Source organism: Roseobacter sp. HKCCA0434, from assembly GCF_032464675.1.
GTDB lineage: Bacteria > Pseudomonadota > Alphaproteobacteria > Rhodobacterales > Rhodobacteraceae > Pontivivens.
This window is the reverse complement of the sequence record NZ_JAWDKL010000008.1, coordinates 96,289-114,794: the sequence shown is the minus strand read 5'-3', so window position 1 is coordinate 114,794 and position 18,506 is coordinate 96,289. Positions and strand designations below refer to the sequence as shown.

Sequence of the window (18,506 nt, the reverse complement as noted above, 5' to 3'; positions counted from 1 at the left end):
ACATGGCTACGATCCGACTTGGCATCGCGGCGACCAGCCGGTCGCGCAACCCGCGCAGGTGCCGCGCCGCGATCGCATCGCCGCGGCCGCCGAGCGCGGCGATCGCCGTCTCCAGCGCTTCCAGCTCCTGCGCGCCGTGCAGGCGCAGCCGTGCGAGCGGCACGTCCGACAGCTTCCACCGATGCCGCCGGTCCTCGCTCTCCACGACCGTCACCGCATGAGGGAACGCCGCCTTCAGCGCATCGACCATGCGCCGCGCCGTGCGCTCCACCACGCCGAATTCCGCCTGTATCTCGGTGAGTGACACGCCCGAATGACGCCCGTAGGCGAGATCGGCGAGCCGCAGCAGATCGGTGGCCTTCGCATACATCTCAGCGGCCGCGCCTCCGCCTCTGGCTGCGCTCGGAACAGGCCTTCCATGTCGTCATCGGTTCGATCCGCAAAAGCCCTCTTCGCCACAGGTTCTCACAGCCCCGTATCAGACCCGACGCACCCGAACGCTGTCCACCGCGAATGCCGCGCGGACGTGCGCATCGACACCGGATGGCACCGCTTCGGCCCGCAGGTCAGAGACTTTCCGGCCCGCCCCCACCACTCCGCTTGCCAGCCGCCGATCCCGCCTGCAAACCTTGCGCGAGGGAGGCGCCGATCCGATGAGCAGCCTGTGGCACGAAATGAGCGAAGAGCCCGCCACCGCGCGCGACGCTTCTCCCGCTCAGGTGGACGTCGGGATCGTGGGCGCGGGCTATTCCGGGCTGTCCGCCGCGCTGCACCTGGCCGGTCATGGCACCGCGTGCCATGTCTTCGAGGCCCGCGAAATCGGCCACGGCGCCTCGGGCCGGAATGTCGGCCTCGTCAACGCGGGCCTGTGGACCCCGCCCGACGCCATCGCGGCGAAGCTCGGCCCCGATGTGGCGGAGGGTCTGATCGACGCGCTCTCGGCCGCGCCCGATCTCGTCTTCTCCCTCATCGAGCGTCACCAGATCCGCTGCGAGGCGACGCGGGAGGGCACGCTCCACGCCGCGACCGACCGAAGCGGCGCGGCCGACCTGCGCCGCCGCGCGGCTGACTGGCAGGCCCGCGACGTGCCCGTGCGCCTGCTGGACCAACACGAGATGACCGCCAGAACGGGGTCCGACCGCTTCTGCGCGGGGCTGTTCGACCCGCGCGCGGGCACCATCGCCCCCGCGGCCTATGCCCACGGCCTCGCCCGCGCGGCACGGGCGGCGGGGGCGACGATCTCCACCCACATGCCGGTCACGAAGCTCGACCGCTGCGAGGATGGCTGGCGGATCACCACCGCAAGTGGACCCACGCGCGCCCGGAACGTGATCCTCGCCACCGACACCTATGGCGGCAGGCTGTGGCCCGCGCTCGCCCGTTGCCAGACCGACCTCGCCTATTTCCAGCTTGCCTCCGAACCGCTGGGAGAGCGGGCGGCCCACGTACTGCCCGGCGGCGAAGGCTTGTGGACCACGGACAAGGTGATGGTCTCGCTGCGCCGCGACCGCGCGGGCCGGATGATCCTCGGCTCGATGGGTCGCGACCTCGGCGCGCTGACCCGCCGCTGGGGGGACCGGACGCTCGCCCGGCTGCTGCCCGGCCTCGGTCGCATCCGGTGGGAGAGCGCGTGGCACGGACGCATCGGCATGACGCCGGACAAGCTGCCCCGCATCCTGCACCTCGCCGAGGGACTCTATGCGCCGATGGGCTATAGCGGGCGCGGCATCGGCCCCGGAACCGTGTTCGGCAAGGCCATCGCCGATCACATCGTGAACGGCACCCCACCGCCGGTGCCGCTCTCCCGTCCCGAACCGGGCTGGTGGCCGCTCGTCGAAGGTCCGGCGCTGACCGCGGCCCTCGCCGCGCACAAGCTGCTGCGCGCGCTCTGATCCCGGCGGCTCAGCCGTCGGCCACCCCGGCTTCGGCGAAGGTCGCCATCCCCGAATGACAGGCCAGCGCCGCGCGCACCACATGGATTGCCAGCGCCGCGCCCGAGCCCTCGCCCAGCCGCAGGCCGAGGTCGAGCAGCGGAACCTTGCCCATCGCCTCCAGCATCCGGCCATGCGCCCCTTCGGCCGAGCGGTGCCCCGCGACCGCATGGTCGAGCAGACCCGGCGACAGCGCATGCAGCACCAGCGCGGCCGAGCAGCAGATGAACCCGTCGAGCACGACCGGAACGCGGCGTATCCGGGCCGCCGCCATCGCCCCCGCCATTGCCGCGATCTCGCGCCCGCCCAAGGCTGCCAGCACCTCCAATGGCGCGCGGCCGGGATTGGCGGCGAGCCCCCGGTCCACCGCGTCCGCCTTCCGGGCCAATCCTTCATCCGTGACACCGGTGCCGCGACCCACCCAGCCCGCACCGCCGCCGCCGAGCAACGCCGCCGCGAGTCCCGCGGCCGAGGTCGTGTTGCCGATGCCCATCTCGCCCACGACCACGAGGTCGGTGCCCTCGGCCACCGCCGCCCAACCCGTCTGGATGGCCGAGAGGCACTCCGCCTCGCTCATCGCGGGGCCTTGCGTGAAATCGGCCGTGGGTCGGTCGAGATCGAGCGCGATGACGTCCAGCCGCGCGCCCGCATCACGGGCGAGCTGATTGATCGCAGCCCCCCCGGCCTCGAAGTTGCCGACCATCTGCACCGTGACCTCCGCCGGGAAGGCGGATACGCCCTGTGCCACCACCCCGTGATTGCCCGCGAACACGATGATCTGCGGCGCCTCGACCCGCGGGGCCGCCTGTCCGCGCCAGCCCGCATACCAGACCGCGATCTCCTCCAGCCGTCCCAGCGCGCCCGGCGGCTTGGTCAGCACCGCGTCCCGCGCGACTGCCGCGTCCCGCGCGCCGAGGTCCGCATCGGGCGCGCGGCTGAGAAAGTCGGCAAGTCCGGCGAGGCTGTCTGGAAAATCGGTCATCTGGCATCCTTGGCGTTGCGTCCGGCCCAAGGCATAACCATCCCCGACCGAACGCGCCAAGCGCGAATGAGACGCGGAGGCCCCCTTGACCGACACGCGACGCGACGGCGCGTTCCAGCTGCACGACATCGCCGCCGGGTTCGGCCTGCTGACCCGCCTGCCCGTGCCGGTCGATCATGCCCGCGCCGGGGCGCGCGGGGCGGAGGCGGGCTGGGCCTGGCCGCTGGTCGGCGCGACCGTCGCACTTCTCGCCGGGCTGCCGTCGCTGGCCCTGGCCGCGCTCGGAATGCCGATGCCGGTCTGTGCGGGGATCGCGATCACGCTGAGCATCCTCGCGACCGGCGCGCTGCACGAGGACGGCCTGGCCGATTGCGCCGATGGCCTCGGCTCCGGCGCGCCGCGCGACCGGGCGCTCGAAATCATGAAAGACAGCCGCGTCGGAGCCTTCGGCGCGGTGGCCCTCGTGCTCGCGATCGGCCTGCGTTGGCAGGCGCTGGCGAGCCTCGACGGCTGGACTTTCCTCGCCGTGCTGGTCGGCGGCGCCGCCGCCTCCCGCGCCGCGATGCTCGTGGCGATGCGCGCCCTGCCCCCTGCGCGCGACGGGCTGTCCGCCGCCTCGGGTCGCCCCCCGCTGCGAACCACGCTCATCGCCTGTGCGATCGCCCTGCTGCTCACCCTGCCCGGTGGCTGGCTGGTTCTCGCCCTACTGCCGGGCGCGGCACTCGCCACCCTGATGGCGGCTTACGCGAGTCGCCGCCTCGGCGGGCAGACCGGCGACGTGCTCGGCGCGGTCCAACAAGGCTTCGAGATCGGGATGCTGGTCGCCGCCACCGCCATCCTCGCATGAAAAAAGCCGCCCCGGATGGGGGCGGCCCTTTCTTCGTCGAACGTGACGCCTCAGGCCGCGCGGGCCGTCAGCAGGTCGTCCACCTTGGCCTGTGCTGCGTCCTCGCCCGAGCCGTCGACGGCCGCGACCTCGCGCGTCAGACGCTCCATCGCCTGCTCGTAGAGCTGCCGCTCCGAATAGGACTGCTCGCGCTGATCGTCGCTGCGATGCAGGTCGCGCACGACCTCGGCGATCGAGATCAGGTCGCCGGAATTGATCTTCTGCTCGTATTCCTGGGCGCGGCGCGACCACATCGCCTTCTTCACGCGGGCCCGGCCCTTCAGCGTTTCCAGTGCCTTGTCGACGATATCGGGCGAGGAGAGCGACCGCATCCCGACGCTCTGCGCCTTGGCGGTGGGCACGCGCAGGGTCATCTTGTCCTTGGCGAAGGAGATGACGAACAGCTCCATCTTGATGCCCGCGATCTCCTGCTCCTCGACCGCCGTGATCTGGCCGACGCCGTGGGCGGGGTAGACGATGTAGTCGTTGGGGCTGAATTCGCTGCCTTTGGCCTTGCTCATGTCGATCCGATCCTTTTCCAGTCGCGCCTCACGCAGCGAAAGGGATATCCCGGCGGCTCGACCCCGATCCGCCCGATTGTCCCTGTCCACGCAGTGTGAGAGGCACGCAAACGCGCCGACCCGAAGGACGCCGCTGCACCATATATGTCGGAGATATAACACATCCGGCCCGCATTTTCAATTTGCGGACGCACGTGCATGGGCGGGATTTCGCGCATATTCGCGACAAATCCGCCGTTCTACTCATGGTTGCACCACCCGCGGCGATGCGTCAACCGTCCGTCGAGGGCGTCAGCCCCCCTCGCCGGGTGCCTCGGAGAAGTGGGTCTCGAGCTTGTTGGGCGTGCCGTCCAGCGCCTCGGCGTCAGGCAACTGGTCCTTCTTGGTGATGATGACCGGCCAGGCCTCGGAGTATTTGCGGTTGAACTCCACCCATTTCTCCATGTCCGGCTCGGTGTCGGGCCGGATGGCGTCGGCGGGGCATTCGGGCTCGCACACGCCGCAATCGATGCATTCGTCGGGATGGATGACCAGCATGTTCTCCCCCTCGTAGAAGCAGTCCACGGGGCAGACCTCGACGCAATCGGTGTACTTGCAGGCGATGCAGTTGTCGGTCACGACATAGGTCATCGGTCAAAGTCCTCTCGCTTCGGCATCCGTCCGGACGGCACTTAGACCCGGTTGCCGACCGGCGCAAGGCCGTCCGCGATCAAGAGGACTCGGTCCCCGATTTCAGCGCATCCGTGGCACGGCGGTCCTTCTTGGTGGGCCGACCGCCGACCCTGTCCTCGGGTGTCTGCCGTTCGCGCGGCTGCGGCGGGTCGAGATCGGTATAGAGCGCCTGCGCCTCGGGCGCGGGGCCGCGCCGTTCGCCCAAGCCTTCGACGCGAATCACCCTGACGTGATCGTCCTTGGCGAAGGTCAGCACGTCCCCCGCCCGCACCGGCGAGGCGGGCTTCGAGACCCGCACGCCATTGATGCGCACCCCAGGCCCTTGCACGATCTTCGCAGCGAGGGAGCGCGTCTTGAAGAAGCGTGCGTGCCACAGCCACTTGTCCACCCGGATCGTCGGGCCGGCCTCGCTCATGCCGAGATCTCGCCGACCACCGGGCGGCGCATCGCCTCGGCCAGCGCCGTGCCGCGCAAGCCCTGCGCCAGCAGCCAGGCAAGCTTCGCCGCCGCCGCCTGCGTCGTCATGTCGCCGCAAGGGATCATCCCCAGATCGGCCACGCTCGCCCCCGCCGCATAGGTCCCCGCCGCGACCGCGCCGCGCAGGCATTGCGTGACCACCGCGATCTCCGTGCCGCGCGCGCGCAGGGCGGCGAGGCCCGCGTGCCAGTCGGATCCCTGCCCCGGCATGTTGCCCGAACCGAACGCCTCGACCACCAATCCCGGCCACCCGGCATGTCCGTCGAGCGGCGCGCGCCCCGCACCGGGATGCAGCGTGACCACCCCCACAGGTGCCAGATCGTCATGCCGTGCCGTGGCAGGCTCCTCCCCGACCTCGCGCCAGTCGAACCCGCGATCGGAGGGGGCGTCGAACGCCTCGGCCCGGCCCGCGTCCACCTTGATCGCGCGCGTCCCGCGCATGACGCGCCGCCCGAAGGCGATCCGCACGCCGCCGCCCGGCATGGTCCGCGCGACATGCAGTGCAAGCGCCAGGTTCGCGGGCGCGTCGCTCTCCTTACCCCCCAAGGGCACCATCGAGCCCGTCAGCACCACGGGTGCTGCAAGGTCGCTCAGCAGGAAGGACAGCGCCGCTCCGGTCCAGGCCAGCGTGTCGCTGCCATGCAGGACGACCACCGCGTCGTAGCCGCCCACCGCCTCCCGCACCGCCGCCGCGATCCGCTGCCAGTCGGCGGGCATCATGGCGGAGCTGTCGAGCAGCGGCGCCAGCTCGCGCCAGCCGAACTCCCCGTTCGGCATCAGCGCGCGCACCCGGTCCTCGAACCCGGCTACGGGCGCGAGGCCCGAAGGCCCCGGCGCCATGCCGATCGTGCCGCCGGTATGGAGGATGCAGACCGAGCGCCCCATGCGCGCCGCCCCGGTGCTCAGCCCTTGTCCTTCAGCGCCATCAGCGCGGCGAAGGGATTGTCGGGATCGACCGGCTTTTCCTTGCGCGGCGGGCGGGCGCTGTGGGTCTGCGGCTTGCCGCCGCCCTTGCGCTCGGCCCGGCCGGGCTTGCCGCCGCCCTTGCCGTTCGGCTTGCCACCGCGCTTGCCGCGGTTCTGGCCGTCGCGCTGCCCATCCTGTTGGCCGCCGCGACCCCGGTTACCTGCATCGCGATTGCCGCGTCCGCGCGGCGCCCAGGTGAAGGTGTAGAACACCTCGACCTCGTCCGCGGCCTTGTCCGGCGTATCGGCGGGGGCCTCCTCGGGCATGTCGCCCGGCGCCTCCTGCGGCGGGGTTACGGGATCGGGGATGTCGGGCTGCGGAGCCTCCTCCGGCGTCGCGGGCGGCGTCTCGTCCGGCAGGTCGGGCTGCGGGGCCTCCGGCACGCCCGGCTGCGGCGCGTCAGGCGCGCCCGGCACACTGTCGGCCACGGCGACGCTCGCCGGATGGGCGTCGGGCGGGATCGCATCCGCCACCGGCTCGGCCGACTGCTCCGCCGGTTCGGCGACCACCGCCGCATCCGGGTCCAGCGCATCGGCGATGCCCTCGGCAGGGGCCACGGCCTTCACCTTGGGCCGCTCGCCCCGCTCCGCCTTGTAACCGAGGCCACCCATCAGATCCGCGAACTGCTCCAACGTCAGGCCGGTGATCGACAGCATGTCCGCCGTCCCCTCGAACCCGGCCCGCGTGTCCTGCCCGCGGATCATGTCGGCCAGCCGTTCCAGCATGTCGATGCGGATCGCCCGTGCGCCCGCCAGCCGGTAGCCGGCCATCGGATAGTACCCTTCGGGCGCATCCGCGACCGCGGGCACCGTCACCAGACCCGGCGGCGGCGCCTCGGGAAACTCGTCGAGCCCCTGCGCCAGGCTCCACAGCACCAGTCGCAGCCGCGTCGGCGCGGGCTTCAGCAGCAGGGGCTGGAACAGCGTGAACTGCCCGAAGCGCACGCCATGCTTGCGCAGCAGCGCCCGCGCGTCCTGCTCCAGCGACTTCACGTCGCCCGCCACTTCGGCGCGCGGCAGCACGCCCATGTTCTCCACGATCCGGTAGGCGATCCCGCGGGCGAGCCCCGTCAGCGCCTCGTCGTCGCGCAGCGCGATCAGCGGCTCGAACAGCGCGGTCACCCGCCGCTCGATCCAGTGGCCGAGACGACGGCGCACCTTCTCGGCGACCTCCGCCCCCGCCTCGTCATCGACGAAGACCTCGACCTGCGGGTTCAGCGCATCCGCGCCCTTCACCAGCTTGCCCACCGCGTGCTCGCCCCACATCAGGCCGCCCTGCTCGGTGACGTCGATCTCCTTGTCGGGGGCGTTGTAGAACCGGTCCGAGGCGAGGTTGTATTGCGGCTGCAGCGCGGCCAGCGCGGCGGAGCGCAGCGTCTTCGCCTCCTCGGCGCTGGCGGTCTGGTCGAGATGGAACCGGAACCCGGCGAGGCGGCCGACGAACTGGCCCTCCACGCTGACTTCACCCTTGTCGTTGACGTCGGCCACGAGGCCCTCCTTCTGCTTCAACCGGCGCATGAGGACACTCGTGCGCCGATCGACGAATCGTTGCGTCAGCGCGGCATGGAGCGCGTCCGACAGGCGGTCTTCTACCGCACGGGTCTCCCCGCGCCAATGCTCGGGATCGCTCACCCAGCCCTTCCGCTGCGCGACATAGGTCCAGGTCCGCACGAAGGCGAGCCGCTTGGACAGCGCGTCGATGTCGCCCTGCACCTTGTCGATGCGGCGCACACGCTGCGCCAGCCAGTCGTCGGGGATCGTCCCGCCCTCGTGCAGGAAGCCGTGCAGCCCCGCCAGCAAACTCGCATGCTCGTTCGGCGCGACCTTGCGGAAATCGGGCACCTGGCACACGTCCCACAGCAGCCGCACCTCCGGCCCGCCGCGCACCCGGTCCTGCATCTCGGGCAGGGCCCACAGCGTGCGCAACGCGATCATGTCGTCCGCCTCGCGCGCGCGCTGAAGGTCGGGAATGTTCGGCGAGACCTCCAGCGACTGGATCAGCTGCGGCACCGATCCGAAGGCGAGGTCGGAGTTGCGCCACTGCAGCCGCCGGATCGGGGCGAAGCGATGCTCCTCGATCGCCTCGGCCACGTCCGGGTCCAGCGGCTCCGCCTCGCCGGTCGTGCCGAAGGTGCCATCGTTGGTATAGCGTCCCGCCCGCCCCGCGATCTGCGCCAGCTCGTTCGGCATCAGATGCCGGAACCGCCGCCCGTCGAACTTCATCGTGCCCGCGAAGGCGACGTGGCTCACGTCGAGGTTCAGCCCCATCCCGATCGCATCCGTCGCGACCAGATGATCCACGTCCCCGTTCTGGTAGAGCGCAACCTGCGCATTGCGCGTGCGCGGGCTTAGCGCGCCCATCACCACCGCCGCCCCGCCCTTCTGACGGCGCAACAGCTCCGCCATCGCGTAGACCCCGTCGACCGAGAACCCGACGATGGCCGAGCGCGGCGGCATCCGGCTCGTTTTCTTCACGCCCACGTAAGTCAGCCGCGACAGCCGCTCGCGCCGGACGAAGCGCGCCTCCGGGATCAGGTTGCGAATGCGCTCGCGCATCGTGTCCGCGCCGAGGAACAGCGTCTCGTGCAGGCCTCGCGCGTTCAGCAGCCGGTCGGTGAACACATAGCCCCGGTCCGGATCGGCGCAGAGCTGGATCTCGTCCACGGCGAGGAAGTCGAGCGCCATGGGCGGCATCGCCTCCACCGTGCAGATCCAGTAGGCCGCGCGCGGCGGCACGATCCGCTCCTCCCCCGTCAGCAGGGCCACGACCGACGGGCCGCGCAGCGCGACGATCCGGTCATAGACCTCCCGCGCCAGCAGGCGCAGCGGGAATCCCATGATCCCGTTGCGATGGCCCAGCATCCGCTCGATCGCGTAATGGGTCTTGCCGGTATTGGTGGGGCCGAGAACGGCCGTCACGGTGCGGTCGCGGGTCATGAATCTCGCCGAGAGAGGAAGGTGTCAGGCTTCGGAGCCCAGGATCCGCGACAGCCGGTCGAGTGCTGCGTCCACAGCAGGCTGGTGCGGGTTGATGGCTTCGGCCATGCGGAAGGCGCGATAGGCGCGCGCCAGGTCGCCGGTCTCCTCGAGAATCAGTCCCAGTCCCGTCAGCGCACCGAAATGCTGCGGGTTCAGCGCCAGCGTGACCCGGATGTCCGCAAGGCTCAACCCGTATTCGCCCTGAACGTACCAGGCGGTCGCGCGCCCGTTCCAGGCTTCTGCGAATTCCGGGGCGTTCTCGATCGCGGCCGAGAAATGCTCGACCGCCCGGCGCGCGTCGCCCATTTCCAGCGCCGATTGTCCGCGCGCGACCAGCAGGTCCATCGACCGGCTGCCGGAGCGCGACCACCGGCGATAGATCTCCGCGACCAGCCCGTCCACGTCGCGCGCCTCGGGCTGCGACAGTTCCGCCAGCAATTCGGGCAGCGTCCGCTCCTGCGCGGCCGCCGGTCCGGCGAGGCCTAACGCCACGGCAAGGCTTGCAAGGGCGATTGATACTCGTCTCATGACCACTAAGGTAACACCGGAAATTTCAAATGCGAGGCCCGCCTCGCTCCCAATATCGAGAGGATAGCCCCATGAGCACCATCACCGACCTGGCCGTCACCGCCCTGCGTGAGAAGATCGGCGAAGACGGCTTTGACGGCGGTTCCGTCAAATTCGTGATCGAGGACGAAGGCGCGATCATGGTCGACGGCGACGGCGTGCGCGAGGAAGACGGCGAAGCGGACTGCACGCTGACCTCGGATGCCGACACCTTCCAGGACATCCTGTCGGGCGAGCTGAACCCGACCTCCGCCTTCATGGGCGGCAAGCTCAAGGTCGATGGCGACATGGGCCTCGCCATGAAGCTCGGCTCGGTCCTCGGCTGATCGCCTTGGAGATAGCGCCCCTTCACGACACGCTCGCCGATGCCCCCGCCGGGGGCATCGCGCAATTCCTGACCGCCCGCGACGGCACGCGCATCCGCGTCGCCCATTGGGAGGGCGGAACCCGCGGCACCGTGCTGCTGATGCCCGGCCGCACCGAATTCATCGAGAAATACGGCCTGACCATCGCCCGCCTGATCGGCATGGGCTTCGCGGTCGTGTGCATCGACTGGCGCGGACAGGGCCTCTCGACCCGCATCCACGGCACGACCGAGCTTGGCCATGTCGAGCATTTCGACGAGTACCAGCAGGACGTCGAGCTGATGATGCAGGTCGCGGCCTCGCTGCCCCGCCCGCTGCACCTCTTCGCCCATTCGATGGGCGGCTGCATCGGCCTGCGGGCGCTGATCCGCGGGTTGCCGGTGATCTCCGCGACCTTCTCCGCCCCGATGTGGGGCCTGCACCTGCCCGCCGTGCAAGGCGCCGTCGCGCCCTTCGCCGTGCGGATGCTGCGCACCTTCGGGCGCGGGCAGGACTATGCTCCCGGCGCGCGCGGGGCCAAGCACGTGAAGCTCGAAAGCTACGAGGGCAACCCGCTGACCACCGACCCCGAGCAATACGCCCGGATGCGAATGCTGGTGCGCGAGGTGCCCGACCTCGATCTCGGCCCGCCCTCCGTCGGCTGGCTCGCCGCCGCCTTCGACGAGATGGCCGCGCTCTACAACGAGGACCTGCCCCCCGTCCCGATGCTCGCCGGCTGCGGCACGGACGAGACGGTCGTGGCCTATTCCGACGTCGTCTCGCAGCTGGAACGCGCACCGGTCGGCGCCTTCCTCCCGCTCGACGGTGCGCGGCACGAGCTCTTCATGGAGACCCCAGCCCTTCAGGACCAGTTCTGGAGCGCCATAGAGACCCATATCCAAAAATGCGAGGCCATCGCCGCGGCTGAGGTCTGAGCCGCGCATCGCGGGGCCGCGGCGCGGCGATCTTCGTTTGGAGCGTGGCACTTTATGTCAGCCAAGTCCGTATGACCGACCCACGTCGCCCCTGCCTCAACCAAATCGCCGCGCCATGGGTGCGGCCCGGCGATGCGCGGCGGCTTCGCCTTGACTTCGCGCGGTCAGCCCGCCGCGTTCAAAACCTCCATCGCCGCCGCATGAACCTCCCGGTTCGCCGCCGCGATCACCCGGCCGCCGCGATGCGCCGGACCACCCTGCCAGTCCGTGACGATTCCGCCCGCCGCCTCGACCACGGCCATCGGCCCCTGGATGTCGTAGGGCTGCAACCCCGCCTCGATCACCAGATCCACTGTCCCCAGCGCCACCAGCCCGTAGGCATAGCAATCGAGCCCGTAGCGCACCAACCGCGCCTGCCGCGCGACCCGCGCGAAGGCCGCGCCCTCCTCCTCCGTGCCGACCTCGGGGAAGGTCGTCATCACGATCGCCTCCGACAGCGCCGAGGTCGCACGCGTCGCGAGAGGCCGCGAGAACCCGCCCTTCTTCAATTCGGCACGTCCCAGTCCGCCGACGAACCGCTCCTCGATATAGGGCTGGTCGATCATCCCGAAGAACGGCGCGCCGCCGTCGTTCAATCCGATCAAGACCCCCCAGCTCGGCGTTCCGGCCAGAAAGGCCCGCGTCCCGTCGATCGGATCGAGCACCCAGGTCAAACCGGACTTCGAGGTGACATTCGCCTCCTCCTCGCCCTCGATCCCGTCCTCGGGGCGGCGCTCGGCGAGCACGGCCCGCATCGCCCGCTCCGCCGCACGGTCGGCCTGCGTGACCGGGTCGAACCCGGCGGCATCCTTGTTGTCGGCGGAAAGGTCTGCACTGCGGAACAGCGGCAGGATCGCCGCGCGCGCCGCATCCGCCATCGCGTGGGCGCAGTCGCGCAGCTCGGCTTTCAGAACGTCGTCCATCGCGTGCAAGTCCCTCCCGGCGCCATCCGTCACGGCGCCGGGATTTCACGCGAGCGGGAATGCGTCAAGCGACGTCGGACAGGACCCGCGCCAGATCGAACAGCCGACGGCGCTGCTCTTCGGGGATCGAGTAGTAGGAGCGGACCAGCTCCTGCGCCTCGCGGTCGACCATCAGGTCGCCCTTGTCCTGCATGCCTTCCATGCCGGCCATCGCCGCCTCGCGCTGATCCTCGTCAAGCCCCTCGAAGAAGAAGCCGATCGACACGTCCATCGCATGCGCGATGTCCCACAGGCGCGAGGCGCTGACGCGGTTCATGCCGGTTTCGTATTTCTGGATCTGCTGGAACTTGATGCCGACCTTGTCGCCCAGCTGCTGCTGGGTCATGCCCACCATCCAGCGACGGTGACGGATGCGTTTGCCGACGTGTACATCTACAGGGTGTTTCATTCTTCTTGTCCCATCTACTCGCGGTTTCCCCAAACCACCCTCGTAGATGCAAGGATCGTGCCAAGCCCGGAATATGGCAAAAAAAGGCAATGTTAAAATTGCGTTAACCTTTTGTACTCAACCTACGCGATCACGCGAGGGTATCCCGCTGCCACACGCACGAGGCGAGCGCACCTTTTCGCCACAATCATTCGCGTTCATATGCGCAATTTGCTTCGCAAAATGCAAACAACCATTGGGTGTTTGCATTTTGCGAAAGCTGCGCGCCTAGGTTGTGCCTCAGCTCGCCGCGCGCGATGCGCGCTTGCGCTCGTGCGGGTCGAGATGACGCTTGCGCAGGCGGATCGCATTCGGCGTCACCTCCACCAGCTCGTCATTGTCGATATAGGCGATCGCCTCTTCCAGGCTCATCCGGACGGGCGGGGTCAGAACGACCGCGTCGTCCTTGCCGCTGGCGCGCACGTTGGTCAGCTTCTTGCCTTTCAGCGGGTTGACCTCCAGATCGTTGTCGCGGCTGTGCTCGCCCAGGATCATGCCCTGATAGACCTTCTCGCCCGACCCGATGAAGAACTTGCCCCGATCCTCCAGGTTGAAGATCGCGTAAGGCACGCTGGTCCCAGTCTCCATCGAGATCAGCACGCCTTGGCGCCGGCCGGGGATCGCACCCTTGAACGGCGCCCAGGAATGGAACACGCGGTTGAGTACGCCCGTCCCGCGCGTATCGGTCAGGAACTCGCCGTGATAGCCGATCAGGCCGCGGCTCGGCACGGTCGCCACGATCCGCGTCTTGCCACCGCCCGCGGTGCGCATTTCCTGCAGCTCGCCCTTGCGCACGGCCAGCTTCTCGACCACGACACCGGAATATTCCTCGTCCACGTCGACGGTGACTTCCTCCACCGGCTCCAGCCGCTGGCCGTCCTCCTCGCGGAACAGCACCTGCGGGCGGCTGACGCTCAGCTCGAAGCCCTCGCGGCGCATGTTCTCGATCAGCACGCCCATCTGCAATTCGCCGCGACCCGCGACCTCGAAGGCCTCGCCGCCCGGCGTGTCCGTTACCTTGATCGCGACGTTGGACTCCGCCTCCTTCATCAGGCGGTCGCGGATGACGCGGCTCTGCACCTTGTCGCCGTCCTGCCCGGCGAGCGGGCTGTCATTGATACCGAAGGTCACGGTGATGGTCGGCGGGTCGATGGGCTGCGCGGGGATCGCGGCGCTGACCGCCGGGTCGCACAGCGTATCGGCCACCGTCGCCTTGCTCATCCCGGCGATGGAGACGATGTCCCCCGCCTGCGCCTCGTCGATCGGCTGTTGCGAGAGGCCACGGAATGCGAGGATCTTCGACACGCGGAACCGCTCGATCTCCTTCCCCTCGCGGCTCAGCGCCTTGATCTGCTGCCCGGTCTTCAGCGTGCCGGTCTCGATCCGGCCCGTCAGGATGCGGCCGAGGAAGCTGTCGCCACCCAGCGTGGTCGCCAGCATGGAAAACGGCTGGTCGCGGTTCTCCAGCACTTTCGGCGCGGGCACGTGCTCGATGATCAGCTCGTAGAGCGCGTCGAGATTCTCGCGCGGGCCGTCCAGGTCCCGATCCGCCCAGCCCGACCGGCCCGAGGCGTACATGACCGGGAAGTCGAGCTGCTCCTCATCCGCGTCGAGATTGGCGAAGAGGTCGAATACCTCGTCCAGCGCCCGGTCCGGCTCCGCATCGGGCTTGTCGACCTTGTTGAGCACCACGATCGGCCGCAGCCCCAGCGCCAGCGCCTTGGAGGTCACGAACTTGGTCTGCGGCATCGGCCCCTCGGCCGCGTCGACCAGCAGCACCACGCCGTCCACCATCGACAGGATCCGCTCCACCTCGCCGCCGAAATCGGCGTGACCGGGGGTGTCGACGATGTTGATCCGCGTGTCCTTCCACTCGACGCTGGTCGCCTTGGCGAGGATGGTGATCCCCCGCTCCCGCTCCAGATCGTTGGAATCCATCGCGCGCTCCGCGACGGCCTGGTTGGCGCGGAAGGCGCCCGATTGCTTGAGGAGTTCGTCGACGAGGGTGGTCTTGCCGTGGTCGACATGCGCGATGATCGCAATATTGCGAAGGTCCATGGGGGGCGTCCGATCGGTGCGGGAAACAGTTGCGCGCGTTCAACATCATTTCCGCACGGAAAGCCACCCCCACGGGCATGGCAGGCGCCATGCAGCCCGCGCAGGGCTCGCCCCGCGCCGCAGCGTCATCGACACCGACCCGCAATCGGCGGCCCCGGCAGCGTCCTGCGATACTCTCGCCCGCCCGGCATCGGCCGCCTTCGCACGGCTCCTTGGCACCCGCGCCCGCCGGTCATCTTCGCACGGCTCTTCGGCACCCGCGCCCTCCGGCCGTCGGACGACCCGGCACCGCTCTTCGGCGTGCAAACCCGCCGGCCATCGGACGACCCCGCACCGCTCTCCTGCGCCCGCGCGCGCCTGTTGTCGCGCCTACGCTTTAGTCCGCTCAGCCGCCACCAACCGCCTTGCCCGCCCTCAGGCACCATGCTGGCGCGCGAGCATCCGTCCCACCCCGTCGCCCAGCCGGTCCGCATAGCCGGGCGCCCGTGGCAACACCGCGATCGCCCCCCTGCCTTGCGGGCCCTCCCGGGCGAGCGTGTCGCGCAGCAGACGCAGCCGGGCCCTGGCGCGCTCGGACCGCGTGGCGCAGGGCAGCGAGACGATCTCGGCCCCGCGGATCGCATCGACCAGCGCGGAGGCTTCGGCACGAAGCCCGGCCCCCCGACCGTGATCGCCAACCGCGATCCCCCGGACATTGCCCAAATCGCCCAGCATCGACAGGAGCGGTTCGGGCGCGACTACCACATCGAAGCGAAAGCCGCCCAGATGCTGCCCGGCGGCGTCGACGCCATCCGCCCAGCGCACCCGGATCCCGGCCGCGCGCAGCGCCCGGCACAGGTCGGTCGCGCGCCGCGCCGAGGGCTCCACCAGCAAGACGTGCATCCGCGTCCCCGCTGCGAGCGCCGGCATGGTAATCTCTCTCACTGTCATGGGGATTCTCCTCCATCCGATGCGACTCACCATCGGCGCCGGAGAAGAACAAACCGTTAACATGCGTACCCGCGGCCGGACTCGAACCGGCAAGCCTCGCGGCGGCGGATTTTGAATCCGCTGCGTCTACCAATTCCGCCACGCGGGCAACGCCCCTTTCGCCTAGCCGCCCGCGCGCGCGCGGTCAACGCGCAATCGCATGGACTTCGCCGCGGCGCGCTGCTACCGCTTCGCCCCATGTTGCGCCGCCTCTACGACTGGACCCTTTCGCTCGCCGAGCATCGCCACGCCCTGTGGGTGCTGGCCGCCGTCGCCTTTGCCGAAAGCTCGTTCTTCCCGATCCCGCCCCATGTGCTCATCATCCCGATGGTGCTGGCCGCACCCTCGCGAGCCTGGCTGATCGCGGGCGTCTGTACGCTCGCCAGCGTGACCGGCGGCGCCTTCGGCTATTTCATCGGCGCGAGCCTTTACGAGAGCGTCGCACTGCCGATCCTCGACTTGTACCACAAGACCGCGCTGTTCGAGGATTTCGCCCGCCGCTACAACGACCAGGGCGCCTGGGCGGTGCTGTTCGCGGGCCTGACGCCCTTCCCCTACAAGATCATCACCATCGCGAGCGGGGCGACCGGCCTCAACTTCGCGACCTTCATGGTCGCCTCGATCATCGCGCGCGGCACGATCTTCTTCGTCATCGCCGGGCTGTTGTGGCAGTTCGGGGAGCCGATCCGCGGCTTCATCGAACGGCGTCTCGCCTGGCTCTTCGTCCTGTTCCTGGTGCTGCTGATCGGCGGCTTCTACGTGTTGAGGTTCCTGTGAGCCGTGCCTTCCTCCTGATCCCGACCCTCGGTTCCATCGCCCTTCTGGGGGGCGCGCTGCTGTTTCAGTATGTCGGCGGTCTCGCGCCTTGCCAGATGTGCCTGTGGCAACGCTGGCCCCACGCCATCGCAATCGGGGCGGGTATCCTGGCGCTGCTCTTTCCCGGTGCGCGTCTTCCGCTCGCGGGCCTCGCGGCACTCGCCATCGCCATCGGCATCGCGATCGCCGTGTTCCACGCGGGCGTCGAATGGGACTGGTGGGAGGGGCTGACCTCCTGCTCCGGCTCGGGCAGCGCGCTGTCGGGCATGACCGGATCGGACCTGCTCAGCCAGGACGGCCCCCTGGGCGTCGTGCGCTGCGACGAGGCTGCGTGGGTCTTCCTCGGCCTGTCGATGGCGGGGTGGAACGCGGTATTCTCGCTGTTCCTCTTCGGCTTCTGGATGCGGGCGGTGCGGACGGCCTGAAGCCGCAACCGGACCGTCAGGCCTCCAGCTCCGCATCCCAGTAGAGAAAGTCCATCCAGCTGTCGTGCAGGAAGTTCGGCGGGAAGCGCCGCCCGACATTCTGCAACTGCTCGGGGCTGGGCTGGCGCGGCGGATGGCGCAGGCGCATCCCTGCCCGCTCCAGCGTCTTCGACCCCTTCTTGAGGTTGCACGGCCCGCACGCCGCCACGACATTCTCCCAAGTCGTGCGCCCGCCCCGCGCGCGCGGGATCACGTGGTCGAACGTCATCTCGCCCCCCCGCCCGCAATACTGGCAGGTGAAGCCGTCGCGCAGGAACAAGTTGAACCGGGTGAAGGCCGCCATCTTGGCGGGCCGCACATAGTCCTTCAGAACCACGACGGAAGGCAGCCGCATCTCCATGCTGGGGCTGTGCGCGACCGCGTCGTATTCCGCGATGATCGACACCCGGTCGAGGAAAGCAGCCTTCACCGCCTCCTGCCAGGGCCACAGCGACAGCGGGAAGTAGCTCAGCGGGCGGTAATCCGCGTTCAGCACCAGCGCGGGGTGATCGCGCAGCGCTGCGGGCGAGCGCACGAAATTGCTGGCGAAGCTCTGGTCCGCATTCATGTCGAGGGTGGTCGTCATCCCGGAAAAAGCCTCCCGTCCCGGCCCGCCTGTCGGCATCGGAGACGGGACCAGCCCGTCCCTTCACATCGACTATATCTGCGCTTCGAGACCGATCAAGCCTCTAGATGCAGAGCGTCGCCCGAAGGGATAGCGGCGGGCCGTGACAGGCGCATGACACCTGTGCCGCGGCAATACCCGAGCCATTCGGTCGCCATACGCATGCCATACGGGGTGCATACGCATCGCAGACACCGGTTTTCAGCCCAGCCAGCCCCGGATCCGGTCGAAGGCGACCTGCAACCCGTCCGGCCCGATCCCGTGCGCGATCCCCTTGCTGGTATGGCTCTTCACCTCGAACCCGGCCGCGGAAAGCGCTCCCTCGGCCTGCGCCATCGAATCGTAGGGCACCACCGGGTCCGCATCGCCGTGGATCAGCTGCACCGGCGGCTTCGTCCTCGCCTCCGCCAGCGCGCCGGGCTGGACGAGCCGTCCGGAAAAGCCAACGATCCCGGCCAGTTGCGCCGCGCGCTGCGGTCCGACCTGAAGACTCATCATCGTGCCTTGGCTGAAGCCGATCAGGACCGTCCGGTCCGCCCCGATGCCTTCTGCCTCCGCCACCTCGTCGAGCCAGCCATGCAGCAGATCGGCCGAACGGGCGAAGCCCTGCCCCATCTCCACCTCGCTCGACCCGTCCATCCAAGGGATCGGAAACCACTGATATCCCATCGGATTAACGCCGCAGCGATCCGGCGCGTTGGGGGCGAGGAAGGTGACATCCGGCAGATGCGGCGCCAGCGGATCGGCCAGCCCGATCAGGTCGTTGCCATCCGCGCCATAGCCATGCAGCAGGATGACCAGCGCATCGGCCTTTCCCGACGCGGCCTCGCGCCGCGGTCCCGTCAGAGTGCTCATCTCAACCCTTC

General features: G+C 69.4%; 19 protein-coding genes, 1 tRNA gene and 1 pseudogene. 6 read left to right on the top strand and 15 right to left on the bottom strand.

What is annotated here, in order from left to right:
• Nucleotides 1-370 (bottom strand): annotated as a pseudogene (locus tag RX333_RS07320) (WYL domain-containing protein); the annotation flags it as partial.
• Between the two features lie 283 nt (nucleotides 371-653).
• Between RX333_RS07320 and RX333_RS07315 the strand changes: the two are divergent.
• Nucleotides 654-1,892, top strand: a complete 1,239-nt coding sequence (locus RX333_RS07315) for an FAD-binding oxidoreductase (RefSeq protein WP_316014270.1) — start codon at nucleotides 654-656, stop codon at nucleotides 1,890-1,892.
• A gap of 10 nt (nucleotides 1,893-1,902) precedes the next feature.
• Here the strand turns inward: RX333_RS07315 and cobT are convergent, their stop codons facing one another.
• The gene (cobT, locus tag RX333_RS07310) at nucleotides 1,903-2,913 is read right to left on the bottom strand and encodes a nicotinate-nucleotide--dimethylbenzimidazole phosphoribosyltransferase (protein ID WP_316014269.1); all 1,011 of its coding nucleotides are present in this window, start codon (nucleotides 2,911-2,913) and stop codon (nucleotides 1,903-1,905) included.
• A gap of 85 nt (nucleotides 2,914-2,998) precedes the next feature.
• On the opposite strand from cobT, the gene cobS reads away from it, so the two are divergent.
• Nucleotides 2,999-3,760 carry an adenosylcobinamide-GDP ribazoletransferase gene (gene cobS, locus RX333_RS07305; protein ID WP_316014268.1) on the top strand — a complete coding sequence of 254 codons (762 nt, stop codon included), beginning with the start codon at nucleotides 2,999-3,001 and terminating at the stop codon, nucleotides 3,758-3,760.
• 50 nt (nucleotides 3,761-3,810) lie between these two features.
• Here cobS and RX333_RS07300 read toward each other — a convergent pair whose 3' ends face one another.
• From RX333_RS07300 to RX333_RS07275, 6 genes are all read right to left on the bottom strand, one after another.
• A complete protein-coding gene (locus RX333_RS07300; protein ID WP_316014267.1) occupies nucleotides 3,811-4,320 on the bottom strand; it encodes a CarD family transcriptional regulator in 510 nt (169 codons plus the stop codon).
• Between the two features lie 291 nt (nucleotides 4,321-4,611).
• Nucleotides 4,612-4,950, bottom strand: a complete 339-nt coding sequence (gene fdxA / locus RX333_RS07295) for a ferredoxin FdxA (protein ID WP_316014266.1) — start codon at nucleotides 4,948-4,950, stop codon at nucleotides 4,612-4,614.
• Nucleotides 4,951-5,029: 79 nt separating this feature from the next.
• On the bottom strand, nucleotides 5,030-5,407 hold the full coding sequence (locus RX333_RS07290; RefSeq protein ID WP_316014265.1) for an RNA-binding S4 domain-containing protein: 378 nt from the start codon (nucleotides 5,405-5,407) through the stop codon (nucleotides 5,030-5,032).
• Nucleotides 5,404-6,354 (bottom strand): asparaginase, encoded by a 951-nt coding sequence (locus tag RX333_RS07285; RefSeq protein ID WP_316014264.1) that lies wholly within the window; start codon nucleotides 6,352-6,354, stop codon nucleotides 5,404-5,406. Before RX333_RS07285 ends, RX333_RS07290 begins: the two co-directional genes overlap by 4 nt.
• A gap of 17 nt (nucleotides 6,355-6,371) precedes the next feature.
• Nucleotides 6,372-9,371: a helicase-related protein gene (locus tag RX333_RS07280; RefSeq protein WP_316014263.1), complete on the bottom strand. Its 3,000-nt coding sequence runs from the start codon at nucleotides 9,369-9,371 to the stop codon at nucleotides 6,372-6,374.
• Between the two features lie 24 nt (nucleotides 9,372-9,395).
• On the bottom strand, nucleotides 9,396-9,941 hold the full coding sequence (locus RX333_RS07275; RefSeq protein ID WP_316014262.1) for a tetratricopeptide repeat protein: 546 nt from the start codon (nucleotides 9,939-9,941) through the stop codon (nucleotides 9,396-9,398).
• 71 nt (nucleotides 9,942-10,012) lie between these two features.
• Between RX333_RS07275 and RX333_RS07270 the strand changes: the two genes are divergently transcribed.
• Together RX333_RS07270 and RX333_RS07265 are read left to right on the top strand one after the other, a co-directional pair.
• Nucleotides 10,013-10,306 carry an SCP2 sterol-binding domain-containing protein gene (locus RX333_RS07270; protein WP_316014261.1) on the top strand — a complete coding sequence of 98 codons (294 nt, stop codon included), beginning with the start codon at nucleotides 10,013-10,015 and terminating at the stop codon, nucleotides 10,304-10,306.
• Nucleotides 10,307-10,311: 5 nt separating this feature from the next.
• On the top strand, nucleotides 10,312-11,259 hold the full coding sequence (locus RX333_RS07265) for an alpha/beta hydrolase (RefSeq protein ID WP_316014260.1): 948 nt from the start codon (nucleotides 10,312-10,314) through the stop codon (nucleotides 11,257-11,259).
• A gap of 164 nt (nucleotides 11,260-11,423) precedes the next feature.
• Here RX333_RS07265 and hisN read toward each other — a convergent pair whose 3' ends face one another.
• From hisN to RX333_RS07240, 5 genes are all read right to left on the bottom strand, one after another.
• Complete coding sequence (gene hisN, locus RX333_RS07260) at nucleotides 11,424-12,221, bottom strand: histidinol-phosphatase (protein ID WP_316014259.1); 798 nt, start codon at nucleotides 12,219-12,221, stop codon at nucleotides 11,424-11,426.
• A 64-nt stretch (nucleotides 12,222-12,285) separates the two neighbouring features.
• A complete protein-coding gene (locus RX333_RS07255) occupies nucleotides 12,286-12,669 on the bottom strand; it encodes a helix-turn-helix transcriptional regulator (protein ID WP_316014258.1) in 384 nt (127 codons plus the stop codon).
• A gap of 279 nt (nucleotides 12,670-12,948) precedes the next feature.
• A complete protein-coding gene (gene typA, locus RX333_RS07250; RefSeq protein WP_316014257.1) occupies nucleotides 12,949-14,766 on the bottom strand; it encodes a translational GTPase TypA in 1,818 nt (605 codons plus the stop codon).
• A gap of 414 nt (nucleotides 14,767-15,180) precedes the next feature.
• Entirely contained in the window at nucleotides 15,181-15,696 is a 516-nt protein-coding gene (locus RX333_RS07245) for a hypothetical protein (protein WP_316014256.1), read from the bottom strand.
• Nucleotides 15,697-15,762: 66 nt separating this feature from the next.
• Nucleotides 15,763-15,844: transfer RNA gene (locus RX333_RS07240), tRNA-Leu, on the bottom strand.
• A gap of 89 nt (nucleotides 15,845-15,933) precedes the next feature.
• On the opposite strand from RX333_RS07240, the gene RX333_RS07235 reads away from it, so the two are divergent.
• Both RX333_RS07235 and RX333_RS07230 read left to right on the top strand, forming a co-directional pair.
• Nucleotides 15,934-16,512 carry a YqaA family protein gene (locus tag RX333_RS07235; protein ID WP_316014255.1) on the top strand — a complete coding sequence of 193 codons (579 nt, stop codon included), beginning with the start codon at nucleotides 15,934-15,936 and terminating at the stop codon, nucleotides 16,510-16,512.
• Nucleotides 16,509-16,976, top strand: coding sequence for a disulfide bond formation protein B (locus tag RX333_RS07230; protein WP_316014254.1), 468 nt, complete (start codon nucleotides 16,509-16,511; stop codon nucleotides 16,974-16,976). The genes RX333_RS07235 and RX333_RS07230 overlap by 4 nt, the downstream gene beginning before the upstream one ends.
• Before the next feature lie 16 nt (nucleotides 16,977-16,992).
• Here the strand turns inward: RX333_RS07230 and RX333_RS07225 are convergent, their stop codons facing one another.
• Nucleotides 16,993-17,601 (bottom strand): HNH endonuclease, encoded by a 609-nt coding sequence (locus RX333_RS07225; RefSeq protein ID WP_316014253.1) that lies wholly within the window; start codon nucleotides 17,599-17,601, stop codon nucleotides 16,993-16,995.
• A 240-nt stretch (nucleotides 17,602-17,841) separates the two neighbouring features.
• Nucleotides 17,842-18,495, bottom strand: a complete 654-nt coding sequence (locus tag RX333_RS07220; RefSeq protein ID WP_316014252.1) for an alpha/beta hydrolase — start codon at nucleotides 18,493-18,495, stop codon at nucleotides 17,842-17,844.
• Nucleotides 18,496-18,506 lie beyond the last annotated feature (11 nt).

Bases quoted from the DNA above. Each gene is read 5' to 3' on its own strand.
- hisN (WP_316014259.1), bottom strand. From the start codon at position 12,221: ATGGACGACGTTCTGAAAGCCGAGCTGCGCGACTGCGCCCACGCGATG.
- RX333_RS07290 (WP_316014265.1), bottom strand. From the start codon at position 5,407: ATGAGCGAGGCCGGCCCGACGATCCGGGTGGACAAGTGGCTGTGGCAC.
- RX333_RS07300 (WP_316014267.1), bottom strand. From the start codon at position 4,320: ATGAGCAAGGCCAAAGGCAGCGAATTCAGCCCCAACGACTACATCGTC.
- RX333_RS07285 (WP_316014264.1), bottom strand. From the start codon at position 6,354: ATGGGGCGCTCGGTCTGCATCCTCCATACCGGCGGCACGATCGGCATG.
- RX333_RS07255 (WP_316014258.1), bottom strand. From the start codon at position 12,669: ATGAAACACCCTGTAGATGTACACGTCGGCAAACGCATCCGTCACCGT.
- RX333_RS07270 (WP_316014261.1), top strand. From the start codon at position 10,013: ATGAGCACCATCACCGACCTGGCCGTCACCGCCCTGCGTGAGAAGATC.
- cobT (WP_316014269.1), bottom strand. From the start codon at position 2,913: ATGACCGATTTTCCAGACAGCCTCGCCGGACTTGCCGACTTTCTCAGC.
- RX333_RS07315 (WP_316014270.1), top strand. From the start codon at position 654: ATGAGCAGCCTGTGGCACGAAATGAGCGAAGAGCCCGCCACCGCGCGC.
- RX333_RS07275 (WP_316014262.1), bottom strand. From the start codon at position 9,941: ATGAGACGAGTATCAATCGCCCTTGCAAGCCTTGCCGTGGCGTTAGGC.
- fdxA (WP_316014266.1), bottom strand. From the start codon at position 4,950: ATGACCTATGTCGTGACCGACAACTGCATCGCCTGCAAGTACACCGAT.
- typA (WP_316014257.1), bottom strand. From the start codon at position 14,766: ATGGACCTTCGCAATATTGCGATCATCGCGCATGTCGACCACGGCAAG.
- RX333_RS07225 (WP_316014253.1), bottom strand. From the start codon at position 17,601: ATGACGACCACCCTCGACATGAATGCGGACCAGAGCTTCGCCAGCAAT.
- RX333_RS07220 (WP_316014252.1), bottom strand. From the start codon at position 18,495: ATGAGCACTCTGACGGGACCGCGGCGCGAGGCCGCGTCGGGAAAGGCC.
- RX333_RS07235 (WP_316014255.1), top strand. From the start codon at position 15,934: ATGTTGCGCCGCCTCTACGACTGGACCCTTTCGCTCGCCGAGCATCGC.
- RX333_RS07245 (WP_316014256.1), bottom strand. From the start codon at position 15,696: ATGACAGTGAGAGAGATTACCATGCCGGCGCTCGCAGCGGGGACGCGG.
- RX333_RS07280 (WP_316014263.1), bottom strand. From the start codon at position 9,371: ATGACCCGCGACCGCACCGTGACGGCCGTTCTCGGCCCCACCAATACC.